The sequence below is a fragment of the Dokdonella ginsengisoli genome, from assembly GCF_042652785.1.
In the GTDB taxonomy this organism is placed as follows: domain Bacteria; phylum Pseudomonadota; class Gammaproteobacteria; order Xanthomonadales; family Rhodanobacteraceae; genus Dokdonella_A; species Dokdonella_A ginsengisoli.
The window spans coordinates 312,439-330,560 of record NZ_JBHSHD010000006.1; the positions used below are offsets into that span (position 1 = coordinate 312,439).

General features: G+C 73.1%; 19 protein-coding genes. 13 read left to right on the forward strand and 6 right to left on the reverse strand.

Features of this window, described 5'->3' with window-relative positions; genetic code table 11:
• The first annotated feature begins 47 nt into the window (after positions 1 to 47).
• From ACFO6Q_RS07320 to ACFO6Q_RS07340, 5 genes are read left to right on the forward strand one after another with little or no spacing between them, the layout of a single operon-like run.
• Positions 48 to 788 carry a COG4648 family protein gene (locus ACFO6Q_RS07320; protein ID WP_380019953.1) on the forward strand — a complete coding sequence of 247 codons (741 nt, stop codon included), beginning with the start codon at positions 48 to 50 and terminating at the stop codon, positions 786 to 788.
• Complete coding sequence (locus tag ACFO6Q_RS07325) at positions 785 to 1,081, forward strand: ApeI family dehydratase (RefSeq protein WP_380019954.1); 297 nt, start codon at positions 785 to 787, stop codon at positions 1,079 to 1,081. The genes ACFO6Q_RS07320 and ACFO6Q_RS07325 overlap by 4 nt, the downstream gene beginning before the upstream one ends.
• A complete protein-coding gene (locus ACFO6Q_RS07330; RefSeq protein ID WP_380019955.1) occupies positions 1,078 to 2,046 on the forward strand; it encodes an LpxL/LpxP family acyltransferase in 969 nt (322 codons plus the stop codon). The genes ACFO6Q_RS07325 and ACFO6Q_RS07330 overlap by 4 nt, the downstream gene beginning before the upstream one ends.
• A complete protein-coding gene (locus ACFO6Q_RS07335) occupies positions 2,003 to 2,626 on the forward strand; it encodes a LolA-related protein (RefSeq protein ID WP_380019956.1) in 624 nt (207 codons plus the stop codon). Before ACFO6Q_RS07330 ends, ACFO6Q_RS07335 begins: the two co-directional genes overlap by 44 nt.
• Positions 2,623 to 4,962, forward strand: coding sequence for an MMPL family transporter (locus tag ACFO6Q_RS07340; protein WP_380019957.1), 2,340 nt, complete (start codon positions 2,623 to 2,625; stop codon positions 4,960 to 4,962). Before ACFO6Q_RS07335 ends, ACFO6Q_RS07340 begins: the two co-directional genes overlap by 4 nt.
• 104 nt (positions 4,963 to 5,066) lie before the next feature.
• Here ACFO6Q_RS07340 and ACFO6Q_RS07345 read toward each other — a convergent pair whose 3' ends face one another.
• Entirely contained in the window at positions 5,067 to 6,185 is a 1,119-nt protein-coding gene (locus ACFO6Q_RS07345) for a hypothetical protein (RefSeq protein WP_380019959.1), read from the reverse strand.
• Positions 6,186 to 6,299: 114 nt separating this feature from the next.
• Positions 6,300 to 8,624 (reverse strand): winged helix-turn-helix domain-containing protein, encoded by a 2,325-nt coding sequence (locus ACFO6Q_RS07350; protein WP_380019960.1) that lies wholly within the window; start codon positions 8,622 to 8,624, stop codon positions 6,300 to 6,302.
• Positions 8,625 to 8,715: 91 nt separating this feature from the next.
• Here ACFO6Q_RS07350 and ACFO6Q_RS07355 point away from each other — a divergent pair, with 91 nt between their 5' ends.
• The 3 genes from ACFO6Q_RS07355 (at position 8,716) to ACFO6Q_RS07365 (ending at position 11,813) form a co-directional block, all read left to right on the forward strand.
• Positions 8,716 to 9,180, forward strand: a complete 465-nt coding sequence (locus ACFO6Q_RS07355; RefSeq protein ID WP_380019961.1) for a hotdog family protein — start codon at positions 8,716 to 8,718, stop codon at positions 9,178 to 9,180.
• Between the two features lie 81 nt (positions 9,181 to 9,261).
• A complete protein-coding gene (locus ACFO6Q_RS07360; RefSeq protein WP_380019962.1) occupies positions 9,262 to 9,585 on the forward strand; it encodes a hypothetical protein in 324 nt (107 codons plus the stop codon).
• Between the two features lie 89 nt (positions 9,586 to 9,674).
• A complete protein-coding gene (locus ACFO6Q_RS07365) occupies positions 9,675 to 11,813 on the forward strand; it encodes a M13 family metallopeptidase (protein WP_380019963.1) in 2,139 nt (712 codons plus the stop codon).
• A 45-nt stretch (positions 11,814 to 11,858) separates the two neighbouring features.
• Here the strand turns inward: ACFO6Q_RS07365 and ACFO6Q_RS07370 are convergent, their stop codons facing one another.
• Entirely contained in the window at positions 11,859 to 12,512 is a 654-nt protein-coding gene (locus ACFO6Q_RS07370) for a hypothetical protein (protein ID WP_380019964.1), read from the reverse strand.
• A gap of 13 nt (positions 12,513 to 12,525) precedes the next feature.
• The gene (locus ACFO6Q_RS07375) at positions 12,526 to 13,077 is read right to left on the reverse strand and encodes an RNA polymerase sigma factor (protein WP_380019966.1); all 552 of its coding nucleotides are present in this window, start codon (positions 13,075 to 13,077) and stop codon (positions 12,526 to 12,528) included.
• 119 nt (positions 13,078 to 13,196) lie between these two features.
• Between ACFO6Q_RS07375 and ACFO6Q_RS07380 the strand changes: the two genes are divergently transcribed.
• From ACFO6Q_RS07380 to ACFO6Q_RS07400, 5 genes are all read left to right on the forward strand, one after another.
• Positions 13,197 to 14,027, forward strand: coding sequence for a helix-turn-helix transcriptional regulator (locus tag ACFO6Q_RS07380; RefSeq protein ID WP_380019967.1), 831 nt, complete (start codon positions 13,197 to 13,199; stop codon positions 14,025 to 14,027).
• A gap of 76 nt (positions 14,028 to 14,103) precedes the next feature.
• The gene (locus ACFO6Q_RS07385; protein WP_380019968.1) at positions 14,104 to 14,277 is read left to right on the forward strand and encodes a hypothetical protein; all 174 of its coding nucleotides are present in this window, start codon (positions 14,104 to 14,106) and stop codon (positions 14,275 to 14,277) included.
• 92 nt (positions 14,278 to 14,369) lie between these two features.
• On the forward strand, positions 14,370 to 14,519 hold the full coding sequence (locus ACFO6Q_RS07390; protein WP_380019969.1) for a hypothetical protein: 150 nt from the start codon (positions 14,370 to 14,372) through the stop codon (positions 14,517 to 14,519).
• A gap of 90 nt (positions 14,520 to 14,609) precedes the next feature.
• Positions 14,610 to 15,338 carry a 3-oxoacyl-ACP reductase FabG gene (fabG, locus tag ACFO6Q_RS07395; protein ID WP_380019970.1) on the forward strand — a complete coding sequence of 243 codons (729 nt, stop codon included), beginning with the start codon at positions 14,610 to 14,612 and terminating at the stop codon, positions 15,336 to 15,338.
• A 120-nt stretch (positions 15,339 to 15,458) separates the two neighbouring features.
• Positions 15,459 to 16,580, forward strand: coding sequence for a glycerophosphodiester phosphodiesterase (locus ACFO6Q_RS07400; RefSeq protein WP_380019972.1), 1,122 nt, complete (start codon positions 15,459 to 15,461; stop codon positions 16,578 to 16,580).
• A gap of 6 nt (positions 16,581 to 16,586) precedes the next feature.
• Here ACFO6Q_RS07400 and ACFO6Q_RS07405 read toward each other — a convergent pair whose 3' ends face one another.
• Complete coding sequence (locus ACFO6Q_RS07405) at positions 16,587 to 17,351, reverse strand: glycosyltransferase family 2 protein (protein ID WP_380019973.1); 765 nt, start codon at positions 17,349 to 17,351, stop codon at positions 16,587 to 16,589.
• Positions 17,348 to 18,118: a beta-ketoacyl synthase chain length factor gene (locus tag ACFO6Q_RS07410; RefSeq protein WP_380019974.1), complete on the reverse strand. Its 771-nt coding sequence runs from the start codon at positions 18,116 to 18,118 to the stop codon at positions 17,348 to 17,350. Before ACFO6Q_RS07410 ends, ACFO6Q_RS07405 begins: the two co-directional genes overlap by 4 nt.
• Positions 18,119 to 18,122: the final 4 nt, after the last annotated feature.

The window sequence follows — 18,122 nt, forward strand, 5'->3', positions numbered from 1 at the left end:
GCGCCGGTCCGCGTACCGCCGCCGAACCCGACCCGCCCGCCGCTCCCGTGTCCGCCGCTCCGCCATCGACCGTTCCGCCCGGGTCGCGCTCGCGACTCGTCGTCGGCCTGCTGGCCGCGTACGGCGTGCTGCTGGTCGCCGCCATCGCCAGCGGCAACGCCTGGCTCGACCTGCTCGCCGCCTTCGCCCTGGTGACCCTTCTGTTGTCGCCGGGCCTGCGTCGCGGCAGTGCGTTCGCCTGGGGGCTGTGGCTGCTGGTCGGCGCTGCGCTCGTCGCGCTGGCCGCGTTCGGCCACGGCCGCCTCGCGCTGGACCTGATGCCGATCTTCGTCAACCTGGCGCTGTGCACGCTGTTCGCGCGCACGCTCGCGCGCGGACGCGAGCCGCTGATCGCGAGCGTGATCGCCGCGCTGGAAGGGCGCGAGCGGCTCGCGCTGCCGCGCGTGGCCGGCTACGCGCGCGGGCTGACCCTGGCCTGGGCCGTGCTGTTCGGCGCGCAGGCGGCGCTGCTGGCCTGGCTGGTCGCGTGCGCGGTGCCGGCGGGCGCGCTGGCCGCGTTCGGGCTGCCGTCGTCGTTTCCGCTGCACGGCGACGCCTGGCGCTGGTACCTGCACCTGGGCAGCTACGCGCTGGTGCTGGTCTTCCTGGTCGGTGAATACGCGTTCCGGCGCTGGCGGTTGCGGCACATCCCGCACGCCTCGCTGCCGCGCTTCGTCGGCCGCCTGGTGCGGCGCTGGCCGCGCCTGGTGCGCGGTTTCGCCGACGATGCGGCAAGGGCCGCGCGATGAGCGACGCCGAGGCGACCGAACGCTTCCGCATCGAGCCGGAACATCCGAGCCTGCCCGGACATTTCCCGGGTGCGCCGGTCGTCGCCGGCGTGCTGCTGCTCGACCGCATCGCCGCCTCGCTCGAACGCGCCGGCGCGGGCCGCTTCGCGCGCCTGGGCGTGGTCAAGTTCGCATCGCCCCTGCTGCCGGGCCAGGAAGCGCAGCTGAGCTGGAAACGTCACGGTACGCGCGTACGCTTTCGCATCGAGCGCGACGGATCGACGATACTGTCGGGCGAAGGGGAGCTCGCATGACCGAACACTGGACGGCCCGCAGGGAAGGCGGCGGCCGCTTCGCCATCTGGCTGCTGCGCACGATCGCGCTGAACCTCGGCCGCGGCGTGGCGCGGATCTGCCTGTATCCGATCACGCTGTACTTCTATATCCGCCGGCCGTACGAGCGGCGCGTGTCGTACCAGTTCCTGGAACGCGCGTTCGGCCGTCCGGCGAGCGCGTGGCAGGTGCTGCGCCACATCCACCGTTTCGCCGGAACGATCCTCGATCGCGTGTTCCTGCTCGCGCAGCGCTTCAAGGCGTTCGACGTGCGCGTCGAGGGCCTGGACGCGCTGACCTCGCGCCTGCAGCCGGGGCGCGGCGTGCTGCTGCTCGGCGCGCACGTGGGCAGCTTCGAGGTGTTGCGCGTGCTGGCGCGCAGGGACGACGCACCGCCGGTGCGCGTGGTGCTCGATACGCAGAAGACGCCGGCGCTGACCGAGCTGCTGCACGCGCTCGATCCGGAGATGGCGCGCAACGTCATCGACGCCTCGCGGCCGAGCACCGACATCGTGCTCGCCATGCACGAGGCCGTGCAGTCCGGCGCGCTGGTGACCCTGCTCGCCGACCGCGCGCGCGAGCACGAGTCCACCGTCGCCGTCGACTTCATGGGCGCGCCGGCGGCGCTGCCGGCCGCGCCGTTCCTGATCGGCTCGCTGCTGAAGGTGCCGGTGGTGCTGTGCCTGGGCCTGTACCGCGGCGGCAACCGCTACGATCTGCACTTCGAGGCGTTCGCGGACCGCCTCGACCTGCCGCGCCGCGCGCGCGCGGCCGAGCTGCAGGCGGTCGCGCAGCGCTACGCCGACCGGCTCGAGCACTACGTCAGGCGCGATCCCTACAACTGGTTCAACTGGCATGATTTCTGGAATCCCGAAGAACTGCGCAGCGGCGCTCGCGATCGCCGTGACGACGTCGACGCCGCTGCCGTCCCGCGCGGCGCCGCCTGAGGCGGGTCCCGACGCGGCCGCGATCGTCGCCGGCCTCAAGCGCGAGACGCCGGCGCGCACCGCCTACACCGAGGTGCGCTACTCGGGAATGCTCGACCGCCCGCTGATCCTGCGCGGCGAGCTGGAATACCTCGGCGCCGGCCGGCTCGGCAAGCGCGTCGAGCAGCCCTATCGCGAGCAGACCACGATCGCCGACGGCAGCGCGACGATCCGGCGCGGCGAACGCGAGCCGCGCACGTTCGCGCTCGGCCAGGCGCCGGAACTGGAAGGCTTCCTGCGCGGCTTCACCGCCCTGCTCGGCGGCGACGCGCAGACGCTGCAACACGACTTCACGCTCACCGCCAGCGGCAGTGCGGCGAACTGGCAGCTGCAGCTCAAGCCGCGCGACGCGCGCCTGGCGCGGCGCGTGCGCGCGATCGAGGTGGACGGCGCGAACGGCACGCCGCGCTGCTTCCGCACGCACGAGGGCGACGGCGACCTGGCGATCCTGCTCGTCGACACGCTCGCCGCGACGAAGCTGACCACGCGCCCGGCGAAGTCCGAACTCGACTTGCTGTGCCGCGGCGCGCCGGCGCGATGACTTCCGCCGGCGCGGCGACCACGCGCGCGGCGACGCGGTGGATCCTGCTCGTGGCGTGGCTGCTCGCGCTCGCCGCGCTCGGCGCGTTCGCGATCCATCGCCTGCGCATCGGCACCGACCTGCGCAGCTTCATGCCGCCGCCGCAGACGCCGGAACAGAAGCTGCTGATGGAGCAGGTCGGCGAAGGACCGGGCTCGCGCCTGCTGCTGCTGGCGATCGGCGGCGCGCCGGAAGCGCACCTGGCCGAACTCAGCCGCGGCCTCGTCGACGCGCTACGCGCGGATTCGTCCCATTTCGAGCAGGCGTTCAACGGCGCCTTCGATCCGTCCGCGCTCGACGATGCGCTGCTGCCGTACCGCTACCTGCTGTCGCCCACGCTGGATGCGCACGCGCTGGACGCGGACTACCTCGCCGAGCAGCTGCAGCAGCGCGTCGAGGAACTGGCCTCGCCGGCGGCGGCCCTGCTCAAGCCGCTGCTGCCGCGCGATCCGACCCTGGAAACGCTCGCGCTGGCCGAACGCTGGTCGCCGCCGAAGGCGCCGGCGGTGCGCGACGGCGTCTGGTTTTCTTCCACCGGTCAAGCGCTGCTGCTGGCGCAGACGCGCGCGGCCGGCTTCGATCCGGCCGCGCAGGGCGCCGCGCTCGACGCGCTGCAGGCCGCGTTTGCGGCATTGCCCGGGCGTGGCGCGGCGACCTTGACGATCAGCGGCCCGGGCTATTTCACGGTGCTGATCAACGCCAGGACGCGCGCCGAGGCCGACCGGCTCGGCGCGATCAGCACGATCGGATTCGTGGTGCTGCTGCTGTTCGCCTACCGCAGCCTGGCCACGCTGCTGCTCGCCGCGCTGCCGGTCCTCAGCGGCGGGCTGGCCGGCATCGCCGCGCTGGCGCTGGGCTTCGGGCAGGCGCACGGCATCACGCTCGCGTTCGGCTTCACCCTGCTCGGCGTGGCGCAGGAATACCCGATCCGCCTGCTCAGCCACCGTCGTTCCGGCGAGGACGCCGTCGCCAGCGCGCGCGCGCTGTGGCCGCTGCTGGCGACCGCGATCGTCTCGGCGGCGATCGCGTATCTGGCGTTCTTCGCTTCCGGCGTCACCGGCCTGCAGCAGCTGGCGGTGTTCACTATCGCCGGCCTGCTCGTCGCCGGGCTGAGCACGCGCTACCTGCTGCCGCGCGTGCTGCCGGCGGGTTTCCGCGACGTGGCCGATTCGCCGGCGATGGCGGCGGCCGCGCGCTGGCTCGATCGCGTGCCGCGGCCGCGCTGGCTGCCGTGGGCGCTGCTGCTCGTCGCGGCGGCCGTGCTGTGGCGCGCGCCGGGCCCGCTGTGGCAGAACGATCTGGCCGCGCTGACGCCGGTGCCGCAGGACCTGCTGCTGCGCGACGCGGCGCTGCGCGGCGAACTCGGCGCGCCGGACGTGCGCTACCTGCTGGTGCTGCGCGCGCCGGACGCCGACGGCGTGCTCGCGCTGTCGGAGACGCTCGAACCGCGCTTCGACGAACTTGCGCGGCGCGGCGCGCTCGACGCCGCCGAGCTGCCGAGCCGCTACCTGCCGCCCATCGCGACGCAGCGCGCGCGCCAGGCGAAGCTGCCCGACCGCGCCGCGCTCGAGGCGGCGCTCGGCATGGCGCAGGCGGAGCTGCCGTTCCGTGCCGACCTGTTCGCGCCGTTCCTCGACGACGTCGAGCGCGCGCGCACGCTGCCGCCGCTGCACGCCGAGCGCTTCGCGCAGTCGCCGTTCGGCGCCCGGCTCGCCTCGATGCTGGTGCAGCGCGAGGACGCCTGGCTGGGCCTGGCGACGCTGTCGGGCGTGCACGATGCCGCCGCGGTGGCCGCGCTGGCCGAATCGACTGCAGGGCGCGCGCACCTGCTCGACCTGAAAGCGGCGTCCGAATCGCTGGTCGCCGCCTACCGCGAACGCATCCTCGCCGCGCTGGCGCTGGCGCTCGGTCTGCTCGCGGTGACCGTGGTGATCGCGCTGCGCAGTGTCGCGCGCGCCTGGCACGTACTGGCACCGATGTCGCTGGCGACGGTGCTGGTGTTCGTGGTCGAGCGCGCGGCGGGCATCTCGCTGTCGCTGTTCCACCTCGTCGCGCTGACGCTCGCCGCCGGCCTCGGCCTGCACTACGCGCTGTTCTTCGAGCGTCCGGTGGCGGATGCGGCCGAAGCGCGCCGCACCCTGCACGCGACCCTGGTCTGCGTGATCTCGGCCCTGCTGGTGTTCGGCCTGCAGGCGTGGTCTTCGCTGCCGGTGCTGCGCGCGATCGGGCTCACCGTCGCGCTCGGCGTCGGTTTCCACTTCTGCCTGTCGGTGCTGATGGCGCGCTCGCCGCGCTGACGCTTTCGATTCGGGCCGTCGCGCGGAAAGCCTGCGACTTCACCTCTCCCGCTTGCGGGAGAGGTCGCGCCGCCGGCGCGGGTGAGGGGAGCGGACCGAAGTCTCTAGCCGTCGAAGCCGTCGGCGAAGATCGCGTCGGACTGGATCGGCGTCAGCACGAAGCCGGCGAGGTTGTCGTCCGCGTCGCGGCCGAAGCCGACGATGACGCCGTGCGCATTGATCGCGGCGGCGCTGTGCAGGCTCACGAATGGGCCCGGATCGTCGACCACCTCGAGCAGGTCGTACACGGTGTCGTCGCGATGGACCCAGATCTTCAGCCCCGGCACGCAGCCGCTGGCCGAGCCGATGCCGGCGCTGCCGACGATGACGCCTTCGGCGTTGATCGCCGACGCGCAGCCGCTCTCCTGGTCCAGCACTGCGCCGGGAATCTCGGTGTAGGAACCGTTCTCGTCGAACACGACCGGCACCAGCACCGGCGCCTCGGCGGCGAGGCCGACGCCGACCACGGTGCCGGCGTCGTTGAGCGCGGTGGCGACGGTTGGGTAGGTCTCGCTCATCGAGCCCAGCGAGAGCACCGCCGGCGTGCCGACCTGGCCGCCGGTGGCGTGGACGGTCGAGGAATGCACGTTCCAGTGCCCGACCAGCTTGCCGGAGGCGTTCACCGCCGCCCACTGCGCCTGCTGGAACTCGACGTCCGGGTCCTGCACGCCGTAGTCGACCAGGCCGCCGTCCGCGGTCCAGACGAAGGCGCGGCTCTGCGCCGGCAGGCCGAAGGCGCCGACCACGACGCCGGCGTCGTTGATGTCGGCCGGCGAGACGTTCACGTCCGCCTCGTCGTGCAGCGGGGTGGACTGCTGCGGCGTCGCCGCGTTCCACAGCAGGCCGGCGACCGGGTTCACGTAGTCGAGGAACGAGCCGACGATCTGGCCGGAATTGTTGATCGCGTAGGCGTAGACGTCGCCCTGGCCCGGCACGCCGAGCGGATGGGCCGTGCCGTCGGCGTCCCACACCACGGCACGCGCGTTGAACTCGGCGTCCATGTAGTTGCCGACGACCTGGCCGGCGTCGTTGACGTCGGTGGCCTGGGTGCCGCCGCCGTCCGGCACGGTCAGTACGCTCAGGTGATACAGCGGCGTGCCGGCGCCGGCCTCGGCGCAGAACAGCACGGCGGCGAGGGCGGACGGAAGCAGGCGCGGCGGGATTCGGGGCGGAAGGAGGGTCATCGGCGGTCTCGTGCAGCGGAGCGGTGTGCTCGCGAAGGGCCGAAAGTCGGCGAATGCATCGCGATCCGCATGTAAAAAGCGTGTATCGGGCGTGTAGGAAGCGCGCTCCGCGGCTCAGCGGCGGCTCGCCACGACGTCGCTGACGCTGCGTTCGCCGGCCAGTCGACGCGCGCGCTCCAGGGCTGCCGTCGCGGCCGCCTCGCGGCCGAGGGCGCTGTAGACCAGGGCCTCGCTCCACGCCGCGCGCATGTCGCGGTCGGCCCAGGGCGCGATGCGGCCGTTGACCGAGACGGCCTCGTCGAGGCGGTGCGCGGCGACCAGCTGGCGCACGTAAGACAGGCCCACGCGCACCATCTCCTCGGGAATCGCCCGCGCGGCGGCGTCCGCCATCGCCTGCGCGTAGCGGCGCAGTGCGGCATCGAGGTCGCCGGCGGCCGCGGCCTGTTCGGCCTCGGCGAGGGCCAGCAGCACGCTCGGGCCGGCGTCGGGCGCGGCGGCGTTCCAGGCCTGCAGACGGGCGATGCCGGCCGCGGCCGCGTCGAGCTGGCCGGCCTGCTGCAGCGCGCGCACGCGCAGCAGGCCGGCCTGCGCGTACTGCTCGCGGTTGCGCGCCTCCAGTTCCGGCGTCATCGCGGCGGCAGCCAGCTCGGCCGCGCGCGCCGGCACGCCGCGCGGCAGCGCGAACAGCGCCGACAGCGAGTCGCCCAGCGCGCGCGCCAGTGCGTCGGCCTGCGCGTCGCTGCCGTCGCGCAGGCCGGCCAGCAGCGCGTCCGCCGCGTCGAGCCGGCCGGCGCCGGCCAGCGCCGCGGCGCGTGCGAACGTGTACTGCCAGCGCTGGCGCGGATTGCCGGCCGTGGCGGCGGCGTCGGCGAAGTGTCCGCTGGTCGCCAGCGCGCCGTCGTGGTCGAGCAGCAGCAGCTGCGCCTCGACCATCACGATCTCGGTGGCGCCGAGCGCCTCGGTCGCGGCGTAGCGCTCCAGTCGCTCGCGCACGCTGCGCAGCATGGGCAGCGCGTCGGCCGGCCGCACGCGCTGCATCGCGTTGATGGCGAGGTTGAGGTCGACCGTGGCGACGCCGAGCGGATCGTTGCCGATCTCGTACAGCGTGCGCGCGCGGCCGTAGTCGGCCGCGGCGCGCTCGAGCTGGCCGCGGCCGGCGGCGACATTGGCCAGGCCCATGTGCGCGGCGGCGAGCACGTCGGGACCGGTGCCGTCCTGCAGGCGCGCCGCCTCGGCGAATTCCGGTTCGGCCACGTCGAGCCGGCCCTGGCGCATGGCCGCCGCGGCCAACGTGTTGAGTGTGCGTGCGCGCAGGTCGGCGGGCGCGTCCGCCGGCAGCCGGTCGAGCAGCTGCTGGGCCTGCGCGCGGCAGGCGGCGTAGTCGCCGGAGAACAGCGCGACGCGGGCGCGGCCGAGCGCGATCTCCGGGCTGGCCTGCAGCGGCGGCGGCGCCTGCTCGATGACGCGCCGCGCCACGTCGAGCTGGCCGCTGAGCACCGCCGCGTTGACGCGCTGGCGCAGTGTCGCGGCGGCGAGCGCGGCGTCGCCGAGGTCGTCGTTCGGCGGCGTGCGGCCGAGCTTGATCAGCAGTTCGTCGGCCGCCGCGCGCGCCGCCTTCAGCGCGTCGTCGGCATGCGTTTCGATCTCCAGCGTGCGCTCCGCGCCGGTGGCCTTCAGCTGCAGTGTCCAGGCGGCGTGCGCGAAGCGTGCGGCGGACTGCACGCGCCAGGCCGCCGGCAGCGCATCGCTGCCCGCGCCGTGTTCGCGCAGCAGGGCGACCACCGTCTCGCTCGGCGTGGTTGCCAGGCCGCCGCGGCGCAGCTGCATCGCCAGCAGGTCCATCAGGCCCAGGCGCAGCCAGGCCGATTCCTCGCCGGCGTCGATCGCGACCGGCAGCACCAGCGCGGAGTTCGTTGCCGGTGCGGCGGCGTCCGGCGGCGACGGCGCGCGGGCGAGCCACAGCGCCGATGCGCCGAGCGCGAGCGCTGCGGCGACGGCTGCCACGACGAACGGACGCCGCCGCACGGAACGCGGCGGCGCGTGTGGCACAGGCTCCGGCTGCGGCGCCGCTGCGTCGCCGGCCTCGCCGGGCGGCGTCGCCGATTCGGCCGGTGCCGGCCCGTCGTCGTCCAGCGGCAGGACCCAGCGGTAGCCCAGGCGCGGTACCGTGCGGATGTAGCGCTGCGCATTGCCGTCGTCGCCGAGCGCGCGGCGCAGGCGCATGATCGCGTGGCTCAGCGAGACCTCGCTGACGTCGACGCGGCCCCAGACCGCGGCGGCGAGTTCGTCGCGGCCGATCGGCCGGTCGCGATGCCGGATCAGGTGGATCAGGCAGTCGACGGTACTGAGCGGCAGGTCGATGCGCCGTCCGTTCTCGAACAATTCGCGCGCCTGGGGATCGAGCCGGAACGCGCCGAATCGAAAGAGCGGTGTTGCCATGCGGCTAGGTTACCCGCAGGTCCGCGCCCCCGCACGCGCGGCGCCGGGCGGACGCATAATCGGCCGGTTTCCTTCGTTGCGGAGCCTGGCGATGTCCCGTCCATCCGATCCCGCGCCGCCGAAGTCCGACTGGGCCGGCCTGATCCCGCACGCCGGCGCGATGAGCCTGCTCGACGCGGTCGTCGCCTGGGACGAGACCCGCATCCACGCGCGCAGCGACTCCCACCGCCGCACCGATCATCCGCTGCGCAGCGACGCAGGGCTGCGCGCCGTGCACCTGTGCGAGTACGGCGCGCAGGCGATGGCCGTGCACGGCGGCCTTGTCGCACGCGCGGCCGGCGCCGCGGCCAGGCCGGGGTACCTGGTCTCCCTGCGCGAGGTCGAGCTGGGCCGCACGCGCGTCGACGACCTCGACGGCACGCTCGACGTGCACGCCGAACGCCTGCTCGGCGGCGACGGCAGCTGGCAGTATGCGTTCCGCGTCGAGCATCGCGGCGAGGTGGTCGCGAAGGGGAGGGCGGCGGTGATCGCGGCGGTCTCCGGCGGCGTGGCCTGACGCACGCCGTCCGCTCGACGCGCACGTCCGCGCGCGCGACACTGCTTCGCCGCCCGGCCGGGCGCGACGACGGAGGGCACGATGACTCGCCAGGCTTGGATCGGACGCACGAGCGCAGGCGCGCTTCTCGTGACGCTGCTCGCCACCGCGCTCGGCGCCTGCGCCGGTGCTCGCGCCACCGCTCCTGCGTCGCCGCCGAAGCCGCCGATGCCCGGATCGGATCGCGACGCGCACGGCTGCATTCCCTCCGCCGGCTACGCGTGGTGCGCACGCACGCAGCGCTGCGAACGGCCGTGGGAACTCGCACGTGAGCACGGCTTGGAGAACCGCGCCGAGGCGTTCGACGCGTTCTGTTCCGTCCAGGTGCCCGGCGATCGCCGGAGCGAGCCGCCGGCGCAGCAGTAGCGGCTTCGCGGCGACCCGTGACTTTCCGCGCTTTGCGCCGCGGGGGCGCAGCTCCTACGCTCGGCCTTTCCCTTGCGCAGAGGCGCCTCATGTCCGCCCAGGTCCGACGTTCCGCCACGCTCTCCGTCCTGGTCGCCGCGGCCGCGCTCGGCGCCTGCGGCCGCTCCGATGCGGCGCCGGCCGAACGCGCCGCGCCGGCGCCGAGCGCGAACCAGGCGCCGGCCGCTCCCGCCGCACCGGCGGCGCCCAAGCCCGCGCTCGGCAGCTTCGGCTTCGACGCCGCCGGCATGGACCGCTCGGTCGCGCCGGGCGACGAGTTCTTCGAGTACGCCGACGGCGCCTGGGTGCGCAACACCGAAATCCCGTCCGATCGGTCCAGCTACAACAGCTTTACCGTGCTGACCGAACAGGCGCGCGCGGACACGCGCGCGATCCTGGAAAAGGCGTCGGCGGACGCGGCGGCCAGCGGCGACGCGCGCAAGATCGGCGACTACTACGCCGCCTTCCTCGACGAGGCCGGCATCGAGGCGAAGGGCCTGGCGCCGCTGCAGCCCGAACTCGACGCGATCGCCGCGATCGCCGACAAGAAGGCGCTGGCGCACGCATTCGGCCAATCGCTGCGCGCCGACGTCGACCTGCTCAACGCGACCAACTACTACACCGACCGCCTGTTCGGCCTGTGGGTGTCGCCGAATCTGCTCGAGCCGCAGGCGTACGCGCCGTATCTCGTGCAGGGCGGCCTGGGCATGCCCGATCGCGATTTCTATCTCGAAGGCGGCCGCATGGCCGAGCTGCGCACGCAGTACACCGCCTACGTCGCCAGGCTGTTCGAGCTGGCCGGCGTCGCCGACGGCGAGGCGAAGGCCAAGCGCATCGTCGCGCTGGAGACGCAGATCGCGCGCGCGCACGCCAGCCAGCTGGACACCAACGACGTGCAGAAGGGCGCGAACGCGTGGGCCGCAGCGGATTTCGCGCGGCGTGCGCCGGGACTCGACTGGGCGGCCTTCCTCGACGGCGCCGGGCTGCAGAAGCAGCCGACGTTCGTCGTCTGGCAACCGAAAGCCGTGAGCGGCATCGCCGCGCTGGTCGGCAAGCAGCCGCTGGCGACGTGGAAGGACTATCTGGCCTTCCACGCGCTCGACCGCGCCGCGCCGTACCTGCCCAAGGCATTCGCCGACGCGCATTTCGCGTTCCACGGCACCGCCCTGTCGGGCACGCCGCAGCAGCAGGAGCGCTGGAAGCGCGCGGTCGACGAGACCGACCACGCGCTCGGCGAGGCGGTCGGCAGGATCTACGTCGGCGAGCATTTCTCGCCGGAGACGAAGGCGCGCGCCGAGGCGATGGTGAAGAACCTGATCGTCGCGTTCGGCCAGCGCATCGACGCGCTGGAATGGATGACCCCGCAGACGCGGCAGCGCGCGAAGGCCAAGCTGGCCGGGCTGCAGGTCGGCGTCGGCTATCCCGCGAAGTGGCGCGACTACGCCGCATTCGAGGTGCGCCGCGACGACGCGCTCGGCAACGCACAGCGCGCCGGCGTGTTCGAGTACCGGCGCAACCTCGCCAAGCTCGGCCAGCCGGTCGATCGCGGCGAGTGGTTCCTGCTGCCGCAGGAAGTCAACGCGCTGAACGTGCCGCTGGAGAACCGGCTGATCTTCCCGGCGGCGATCCTGCAGCCGCCGTTCTTCGACGGCGCCGCCGACGACGCGGTCAACTACGGCGCGATCGGCGCGGTGATCGGCCACGAGATCAGCCACAGCTTCGACAACAGCGGCGCGCTGTTCGACGAGAGCGGCAAGCTGGCGAACTGGTGGACGAAGGAGGACCTCGCGCATTTCGAGGCGGCCGGCGCCGCGCTCGCCGCGCAGTTCGACACCTACAAGCCGTTCCCGGACCTCGCCGTCAACGGCAAGCTGACGCTCGGCGAGAACATCGCCGACGTGGCCGGCCTGGCCACCGCCTACGACGCCTACAAGCTGGCCCATCCCGGCGCCGGCGAAACGCTGGACGGCTTCAGCGCCGACCAGCGCCTGTTCCTCGGCTGGGCGCAGGCCTGGCGCAGCAAGGCGCGCGAGCCGGCGCTGCGCAACACGATCCTGACCAACGTGCACGCGCCGGGCCGCTACCGCGCACTGACCGTGCGCAATCTCGACGCCTGGTACGCGGCGTTCGACGTGAAGCCCGGCCAGAAGCTGCACCTGGAGCCGGCGCAGCGCGTGAAGGTCTGGTAGCCGCCTTCGTGCCGCGGGCGACGCGGTCGCGTCGCCCGTGCCGCGTCATTCCCGCTCGAAGCGCGCCAGATCGTCGAGTGCGGCCTGTGCGCGGCGCAGGCTGCCACCGGCGGCGCCGTCGTCGAGGCGGCGGCCGAAGTCGGCACGGGCCGGCCGGTGCGCCCAGCGGTGGAAGAGCCAGGTCGCGACGAGGCCCGCGGCGCCGACCGCGAGCTGGCCCCAGATCACCGACGGCGCCGTGTCGAGGATCGCGCCGCGCGTCAGCACGACGAGCAGCGGCGCGCTCAGGAACCACCACGGCAGGCCGAGCAGGCGGCCGCCGACGAGATAGATGCGGCGCAGCCTGAGCAGCCGCTGCTGGATCGCCAGCACGGGCTCGGCGTAATCCACGCGCGCGATCATGGCCTGCACGATGCCGCCGAGCACGATCAGGCCGATGCAGTAGGCGTGCAGCACCGCGCCGCAGACCTTGACCCACGGATCGTGCGTCGGCGCCGGCGCGGTCCACATCGGCAGCAGCCAGACCATCGCGAGCGCGCCGACCAGCATGCCGATCGCCTGGCCGACGGCGAGCGGGCGCAGGCCGCGGCGCATCGCGTCGAGGCGCTGGTGCTTGAGCAGCTGGAAGCCGACCTCGTTCTGCTCGCGCAGGCGGCGGTCGAGGGTCTGCCAGGCGGTCCTGAAATCATCAAGTTCCATCGTGTGCTCCACGTCATGCTCCGAACTGTTGGCGGATGCGGATCTTCAGGCGGCCGATCTTGGTCGCCACGTTGGTTTCGCTCAGGCCCAGCACCTCGGCGATTTCGCGCTGGCTGCGCTCGTCGAGGTAGAGCAGCATCAGCGCGCGATCGAGCGGGCCCAGCCGTTCGATGCAGCGGTACAGCCGGCGCACGCCGTCGTCGTTCTCGCGCTGCGCCTCGCCGTCGGTGGACGGTTCGACGTCGAGCTCGTCGAACGCGACCACGGTGCGCACGCCGCCGGCACGCGCATGCGAGATCGCCACGTTCAGCGCGACGCGGTACAGCCAGGTCGGGAACGGCCGCGCCGCGTCCCAGGACGCGAACGCCTTCCACGCCTGCGCGCAGATTTCCTGCGCCAGATCGCGCCGGTCCTCGACGCCGCGGCCGTACAGGTTCGCCACCTTGAGCACGATGCCGCGATGCTCCTGCAGCAGCTGCTGGCAGTGCTCGCGCAACGGGTTCCGTGTCTTGCCGGTCAGCACGCCTTCCACCTTCGCCGCTCCGCATTCGCAATACGGAATCATGATTCGCACGGGGGCGCAAAAAATCACGGCGGCCGGCGCGGCGTGCCGGCAGGGCGCAGACTCCGGGGCGCGGACGGAGTATGTTGCGGGCCTCGAACGGGTCGGTGCGCCATCCCACCATGTCCGGACTCTCGGTCCAGTCGCTGCTGCAGACGGATACCCTGGCGATCCGCGACGTCGTCTGCGACGGCGGGTGCCGGCACCGCAGCGCCGAGGAGTGCTCGAGCCACACGCATCTGGTGTTCCCGTATCGCGGCGTCTACGTGCGCCATCTCGGCAGCGACGACGCGGTCGCCGAGGCGAACCAGGTGCTGTTCTTCAATCGCGACGAGGGCTATCGCATCAGCCACCCGGTGGCCGGCGGCGACGCCTGCCTGGTGCTGTCGCTGGACGAGGCGTGGCTGCGCGAACTGGTGCCCGGCAGCCAGATCCGCGACGGCGGCGCGCTGGCGTTCCGCCGCCAGCGCCTGCGCATCGATCCGCGCGCGCAGGCGCTGGTCGCGCTGCTGCGGCACGGCCTGGCACGCGGCGCCGCCGAACCGCTGGAAGCCGAGACGCTGGCGCTGACCCTGCTGCGGCGCGCGGTCGGCGAGCGCACCGCGCACGCGGCCGGGGCCAGCGCCGGCCGGCAGAAGCTGGTCGACCGCGCCAAGCTCGTGCTCGGTTCGGATCCGGCGCGGCGCTGGACGCTGGCCGAGATCGCCGGCGAAGTCGGCGTGTCGCCGGTCTACCTGACCCAGGTGTTCCGCCAGGTCGAGGCGATGCCGCTGTACCGCTACCAGCTGCGCCTGCGTCTGGCGCGCGCGCTCGATCTGCTCGGCGAGTACGACGACCTGACCCGGCTCGGCGCCGACCTGGGCTTCTCCAGCCACAGCCACTTCAGCGCCGCGTTCCGCCAGGCCTATGGCCGCACGCCGGCGGAATTCCAGCGCTCGGTGCACGCTCGCTAAAGTTTCCGACAGCGCCGCACCGCCCGCGCGTGGTCTCCTGTGCCTGCCCGGATCGCGGGCAAATGCGGAGCGAACCATGAACGACAAGACCTGCGCGGCCTGCGGACGCCCGCCCGCCGCGCGCGAGTTGCGGCTGCGGATCCGTGCGACCCGCCCGCGCAACGCGATGCGCGACCGCCGCCCCTGGCGGGATTTCCGCATCGACACGGCACCGCGCGGCCTGGCGCCGCTGTTCCGGATCCACGGCTGAACCCGTTTCGCTAAAGATTCTGACAGCGGCGCCGCGGCGGATTTGTTTTTCTAGGCCCACCCGATCCCCGGGTCCCACCAGGAGTACGAACCATGACTGCGAGAACCTGTGCCGCCTGCGACTACGAACTGGACGCGAACGCGATCAAGGTCGAGATCGGCGGCAAGACCGTCGAGGTGTGTTGCGAAGACTGCGCGCGTGCGTTGCAGGAAGCGCACGCGGCGGCGAAGAAGAGCGCGTGAGCCGGACGCGATCGCGCGGCGCACCCGGCCGCGCGATCGCAGCCGCCGGATTTGCGGCATCATGCGCCGTTTTCCGGCGGGAACCCACGCATGAACCGAAGCAGGCGAGCGCTCGTCACCGGCGGCAGCGGCGACATCGGCGGTGCGATCGCGCAGGCGCTGGCGGCCGAAGACTGCGAGGTGTTCGTGCACGCCAACGCGCAGCTCGATCGCGCCGAAGCGGTGGCCGAAACGATCCGCGCCAACGGCGGCGCCGCGCAGGCGCTGGCCTTCGACCTGGTCGACGGCGCGGCCACGCGCGCAGCGCTCGAACGCGTGCTCGAGGGCGGCCCGGTGCCGATCCTCGTGCACAACGCCGGCATCCACGACGACGCGCCACTGGCCGGCATGCGCGAGGAGCAGTGGCGGCGCGTCATCGACGTCTCGCTGCACGGTTTCTTCCACGTCACCCAGCCACTGCTGCTGCCGATGGCGCGCCTGCGCTGGGGGCGCATCGTGTGCGTGTCGTCGGTGGCGGCCGTGCTCGGCAACCGCGGTCAGACCAACTACGCGGCGGCGAAATCGGCCCTGCACGGCGCGTCGAAATCGCTGGCGCGCGAGATGGCTTCGCGCGGCATCACCGTGAACGTAGTCGCGCCGGGCGTGATCGCCGGACGCATGAGCGCGGACAGCTTCGGCGAGGCCGAGATCCGGGCGCTGGTTCCGGCCGGCCGCGCCGGTACGCCGGAGGAAGTCGCATCCGTGGTGCGCTTCCTGTGCTCGGAGGCGGCCGCCTACGTCAACGGCCAGGTCATCGGCGTCAACGGCGGCATGGCGTGACGCACTGCGCACTCGCGCAACGTGACGGTCACGCATGTTTCATGCGCGCACCGCAAGCTCGTTCGCGAAGGGGGCAACGTCATGCGCGGCGCGTTCGACGCGTCGCGCGGGGAGTCTGCCATGCGCCTGTTTTCCGTCCTGCTCGCAATCGGCTTCGCCGCCGTGTCTAGCGTCACCGCCCTGGCCGCCGACGGCGGCGAGGAATCCGACAACCGTCCGATCACGCACGCGCCGATCGTCATCGGCCACCGCGGAGCGAGCGGCTATCGTCCCGAGCACACGCTCGCATCCTATGAACTGGCGATCGATCTCGGCGCCGACTTCGTCGAGCCGGACGTGGTGTCCACGCGCGACGGCGTTCTGGTCGCCCGCCACGAGAACGAGATCGGCGGCACCACCGACGTCGCCGATCATCCCGAGTTCGCCGAGCGCCGCACGACCAAGACGATCGACGGCAACGCCGTCATCGGCTGGTTCACCGAGGACTTCACGCTGGCCGAGCTGAAGACCCTGCGCGCGCGCGAGCGCCTGCCGGAGCTGCGCCAGCGCAACACGCTCTACGACGACCGCTACGAGATCCCGACCCTGGCCGAGGTCATCGCGCTGGTGAAGGCCAAGCAGCGCAGCACGCATCGCACGATCGGCCTGTATCCGGAAACCAAGCATCCGACCTATTTCCGCAGCATCGGCCTCGCGCTGGAGGCGCCGCTGGTGCGCACGCTGCACGCGGCCGGCTACCGCAGCGCGCGCTCGCCGGTGTTCATCCAGTCCTTCGAGGTCGGCAACCTGCGCGATCTTTCGCGCATGACGCGGCTGCCGCTGGTGCAGCTCGTCGACGCCGCCGGCCAGCCGTACGATTTCGTCGCCAGCGGCGATCCGCGCACCTACGCCGATCTCGTCACGCCCGACGGCCTGCGCGAAGTCCGCCGCTACGCCGCCGGCGTCGGCGTGGCCAAGAACCTGATCGTGCCGCGCGACATGGCCGGGGCCCTGCTGCCGCCGACGACCCTCATCGCCGATGCGCACGCGGCCGGCCTGCTGGTGCACGCCTGGACCTTCCGCAACGAGAACAGCTTCCTGCCGCTGGACTATCGCGTCGGCGACGCGGCAGATCCGGCCAGCGCGGCGCTGTACGGCAAGGCCTTCGACGAGTACGCGCTGTTCTTCGGCCTGGGCCTGGACGGCGCCTTCAGCGACAACCCGGACACCGCGGTCGCCGCGCGCGCGGTGCTGGAGCGCTGATCGCGGTCAGGCGTCGGCCGGAGGGTCGAACACCAGCGGCGGCGTCGCGTGCGAGCGGCGGTAGCTGTCCACGACGCGGCCGTAGTGGATCACGCGGCCGACCGTGTACAGCGTGATGCGCGTGACGTCGCGCACCGGACGGAAATGGCTGAGGCGGAATTCGCCGTGGTAGCGCGACTCGATCGGCACCGAGACGATGCCGAGCTTCTTGTCGCGCGCCGCGGCGATCAGCAGGGCCGCCTCGAACACGAAGTCGTCGGCTTCCAGGTCGGCCAGTTCGAGCGCGCCGAGCGGGTAGTAGCGCTGCCCGCTCTGCGTGTCCGCCACCGGCACGCCGCAGCCCCAGGAGATGCCCCAGTCGGCGAAGTCGTTGGCGCGGCGGCGCGCGGGCGGCTGGTTCTCGCGGTTGCGGATGCGCGCGCCGATCACGACGTGTTCGGGATAGCGCCGCGCCGCCGCGAGCAGGCGCGGGATGTCGGAAGCCAGATGCTGGCCGTCGCCGTCCATTGCGACCACCGCGTCGAAGCCGAGCTCGAGCGCCTTGCGGAAGCCGTCGCGCAGGCCCTGGCCCTTGCCCAGCGGCGCGGTGTGGCGGATCACCGTGATCGGCAGGTCGGCGACGCGCTCGAGCGTGGCGTCGGTGGAGCCGTCGTCGACGAGGATCACGTTCGGGCAGACCGCCAGCACGGACTGGATCACGTCGCGGATCGCGCGCTCCTCGTTCAGCGCCGGGATCACCACCGCGACGCGGGCGGGATCGGTCGCGCTCACGCCGACACCTCCACCACGAGCGCGCTCGCCGCACCGGCCGGCAGGCGCAGCGAAGCGGTTTCGCCGCGCGCCAGCGCGCGCAGCAGCGGCAGCGCGGCGGCGACCGAGGCCCTGGCCTCGGCGGCTTCGGCGGGCACGGCCTCATGGCGCAGGTGCAGGGTCGCCTGCGTCTGCGGCCCGCGCACGGCGTTCAGCACGAAGGCGGCGCCGAGCGTCGTGTCCGCGCGCATGACCTCGGCCAGCGGGCCGCTGGCGCCGACGTCGTAAACGGCGAGCAGCACCGGCCGCTGCTCGGCCAGCGCTTCGAGCGCCGCTTCGAGCAGGCCAGCGGCGAAGCTGCCGCTGCCGGCCGCGAGCGCGGTGGAGGCCTCGCGGCAGCCGGTCGCCACGGTCCAGTAGCCGGCGGCGGCGTTGTGCACGGAATTGTGGAAGCGTGTGGGCGACACCTCGAGCGGGGCGTTCGCCAGCGTGGTGCAGACGGCGTCGGTGGTGATGACGTCGCCGTGCATCGACACGAATATGCACGGCAGGTCGGCCGCGGCGCGCGCGGCCGCGACGCAGGCCTGTTCGGCGACCTCGCAGGCGAGCAGGACCACGTCCGGAGCGCGTCGCCGCTCGCCCGGCGCGAGCACGCCCGCTGCGGGCCTGGCGACAGGCGCCTGCGGCGGGACGGCTTCGCCGCGCAACGCGCGCGCGGCGGCGGCCCAGGTCGGCCACTGCGGTGACCACCAGCCGATTCCTTCGAGATGAACGGTCAGTGCGTCCATGCGC

Bases quoted from the DNA above. Each gene is read 5' to 3' on its own strand.
- ACFO6Q_RS07370 (WP_380019964.1), bottom strand. From the start codon at position 12,512: ATGGAACTTGATGATTTCAGGACCGCCTGGCAGACCCTCGACCGCCGC.
- ACFO6Q_RS07340 (WP_380019957.1), top strand. From the start codon at position 2,623: ATGACTTCCGCCGGCGCGGCGACCACGCGCGCGGCGACGCGGTGGATC.
- ACFO6Q_RS07380 (WP_380019967.1), top strand. From the start codon at position 13,197: ATGTCCGGACTCTCGGTCCAGTCGCTGCTGCAGACGGATACCCTGGCG.
- ACFO6Q_RS07330 (WP_380019955.1), top strand. From the start codon at position 1,078: ATGACCGAACACTGGACGGCCCGCAGGGAAGGCGGCGGCCGCTTCGCC.
- ACFO6Q_RS07400 (WP_380019972.1), top strand. From the start codon at position 15,459: ATGCGCCTGTTTTCCGTCCTGCTCGCAATCGGCTTCGCCGCCGTGTCT.
- ACFO6Q_RS07360 (WP_380019962.1), top strand. From the start codon at position 9,262: ATGACTCGCCAGGCTTGGATCGGACGCACGAGCGCAGGCGCGCTTCTC.
- ACFO6Q_RS07350 (WP_380019960.1), bottom strand. From the start codon at position 8,624: ATGGCAACACCGCTCTTTCGATTCGGCGCGTTCCGGCTCGATCCCCAG.
- fabG (WP_380019970.1), top strand. From the start codon at position 14,610: ATGAACCGAAGCAGGCGAGCGCTCGTCACCGGCGGCAGCGGCGACATC.
- ACFO6Q_RS07390 (WP_380019969.1), top strand. From the start codon at position 14,370: ATGACTGCGAGAACCTGTGCCGCCTGCGACTACGAACTGGACGCGAAC.
- ACFO6Q_RS07375 (WP_380019966.1), bottom strand. From the start codon at position 13,077: ATGATTCCGTATTGCGAATGCGGAGCGGCGAAGGTGGAAGGCGTGCTG.
- ACFO6Q_RS07385 (WP_380019968.1), top strand. From the start codon at position 14,104: ATGAACGACAAGACCTGCGCGGCCTGCGGACGCCCGCCCGCCGCGCGC.
- ACFO6Q_RS07410 (WP_380019974.1), bottom strand. From the start codon at position 18,118: ATGGACGCACTGACCGTTCATCTCGAAGGAATCGGCTGGTGGTCACCG.
- ACFO6Q_RS07365 (WP_380019963.1), top strand. From the start codon at position 9,675: ATGTCCGCCCAGGTCCGACGTTCCGCCACGCTCTCCGTCCTGGTCGCC.
- ACFO6Q_RS07325 (WP_380019954.1), top strand. From the start codon at position 785: ATGAGCGACGCCGAGGCGACCGAACGCTTCCGCATCGAGCCGGAACAT.
- ACFO6Q_RS07355 (WP_380019961.1), top strand. From the start codon at position 8,716: ATGTCCCGTCCATCCGATCCCGCGCCGCCGAAGTCCGACTGGGCCGGC.
- ACFO6Q_RS07345 (WP_380019959.1), bottom strand. From the start codon at position 6,185: ATGACCCTCCTTCCGCCCCGAATCCCGCCGCGCCTGCTTCCGTCCGCC.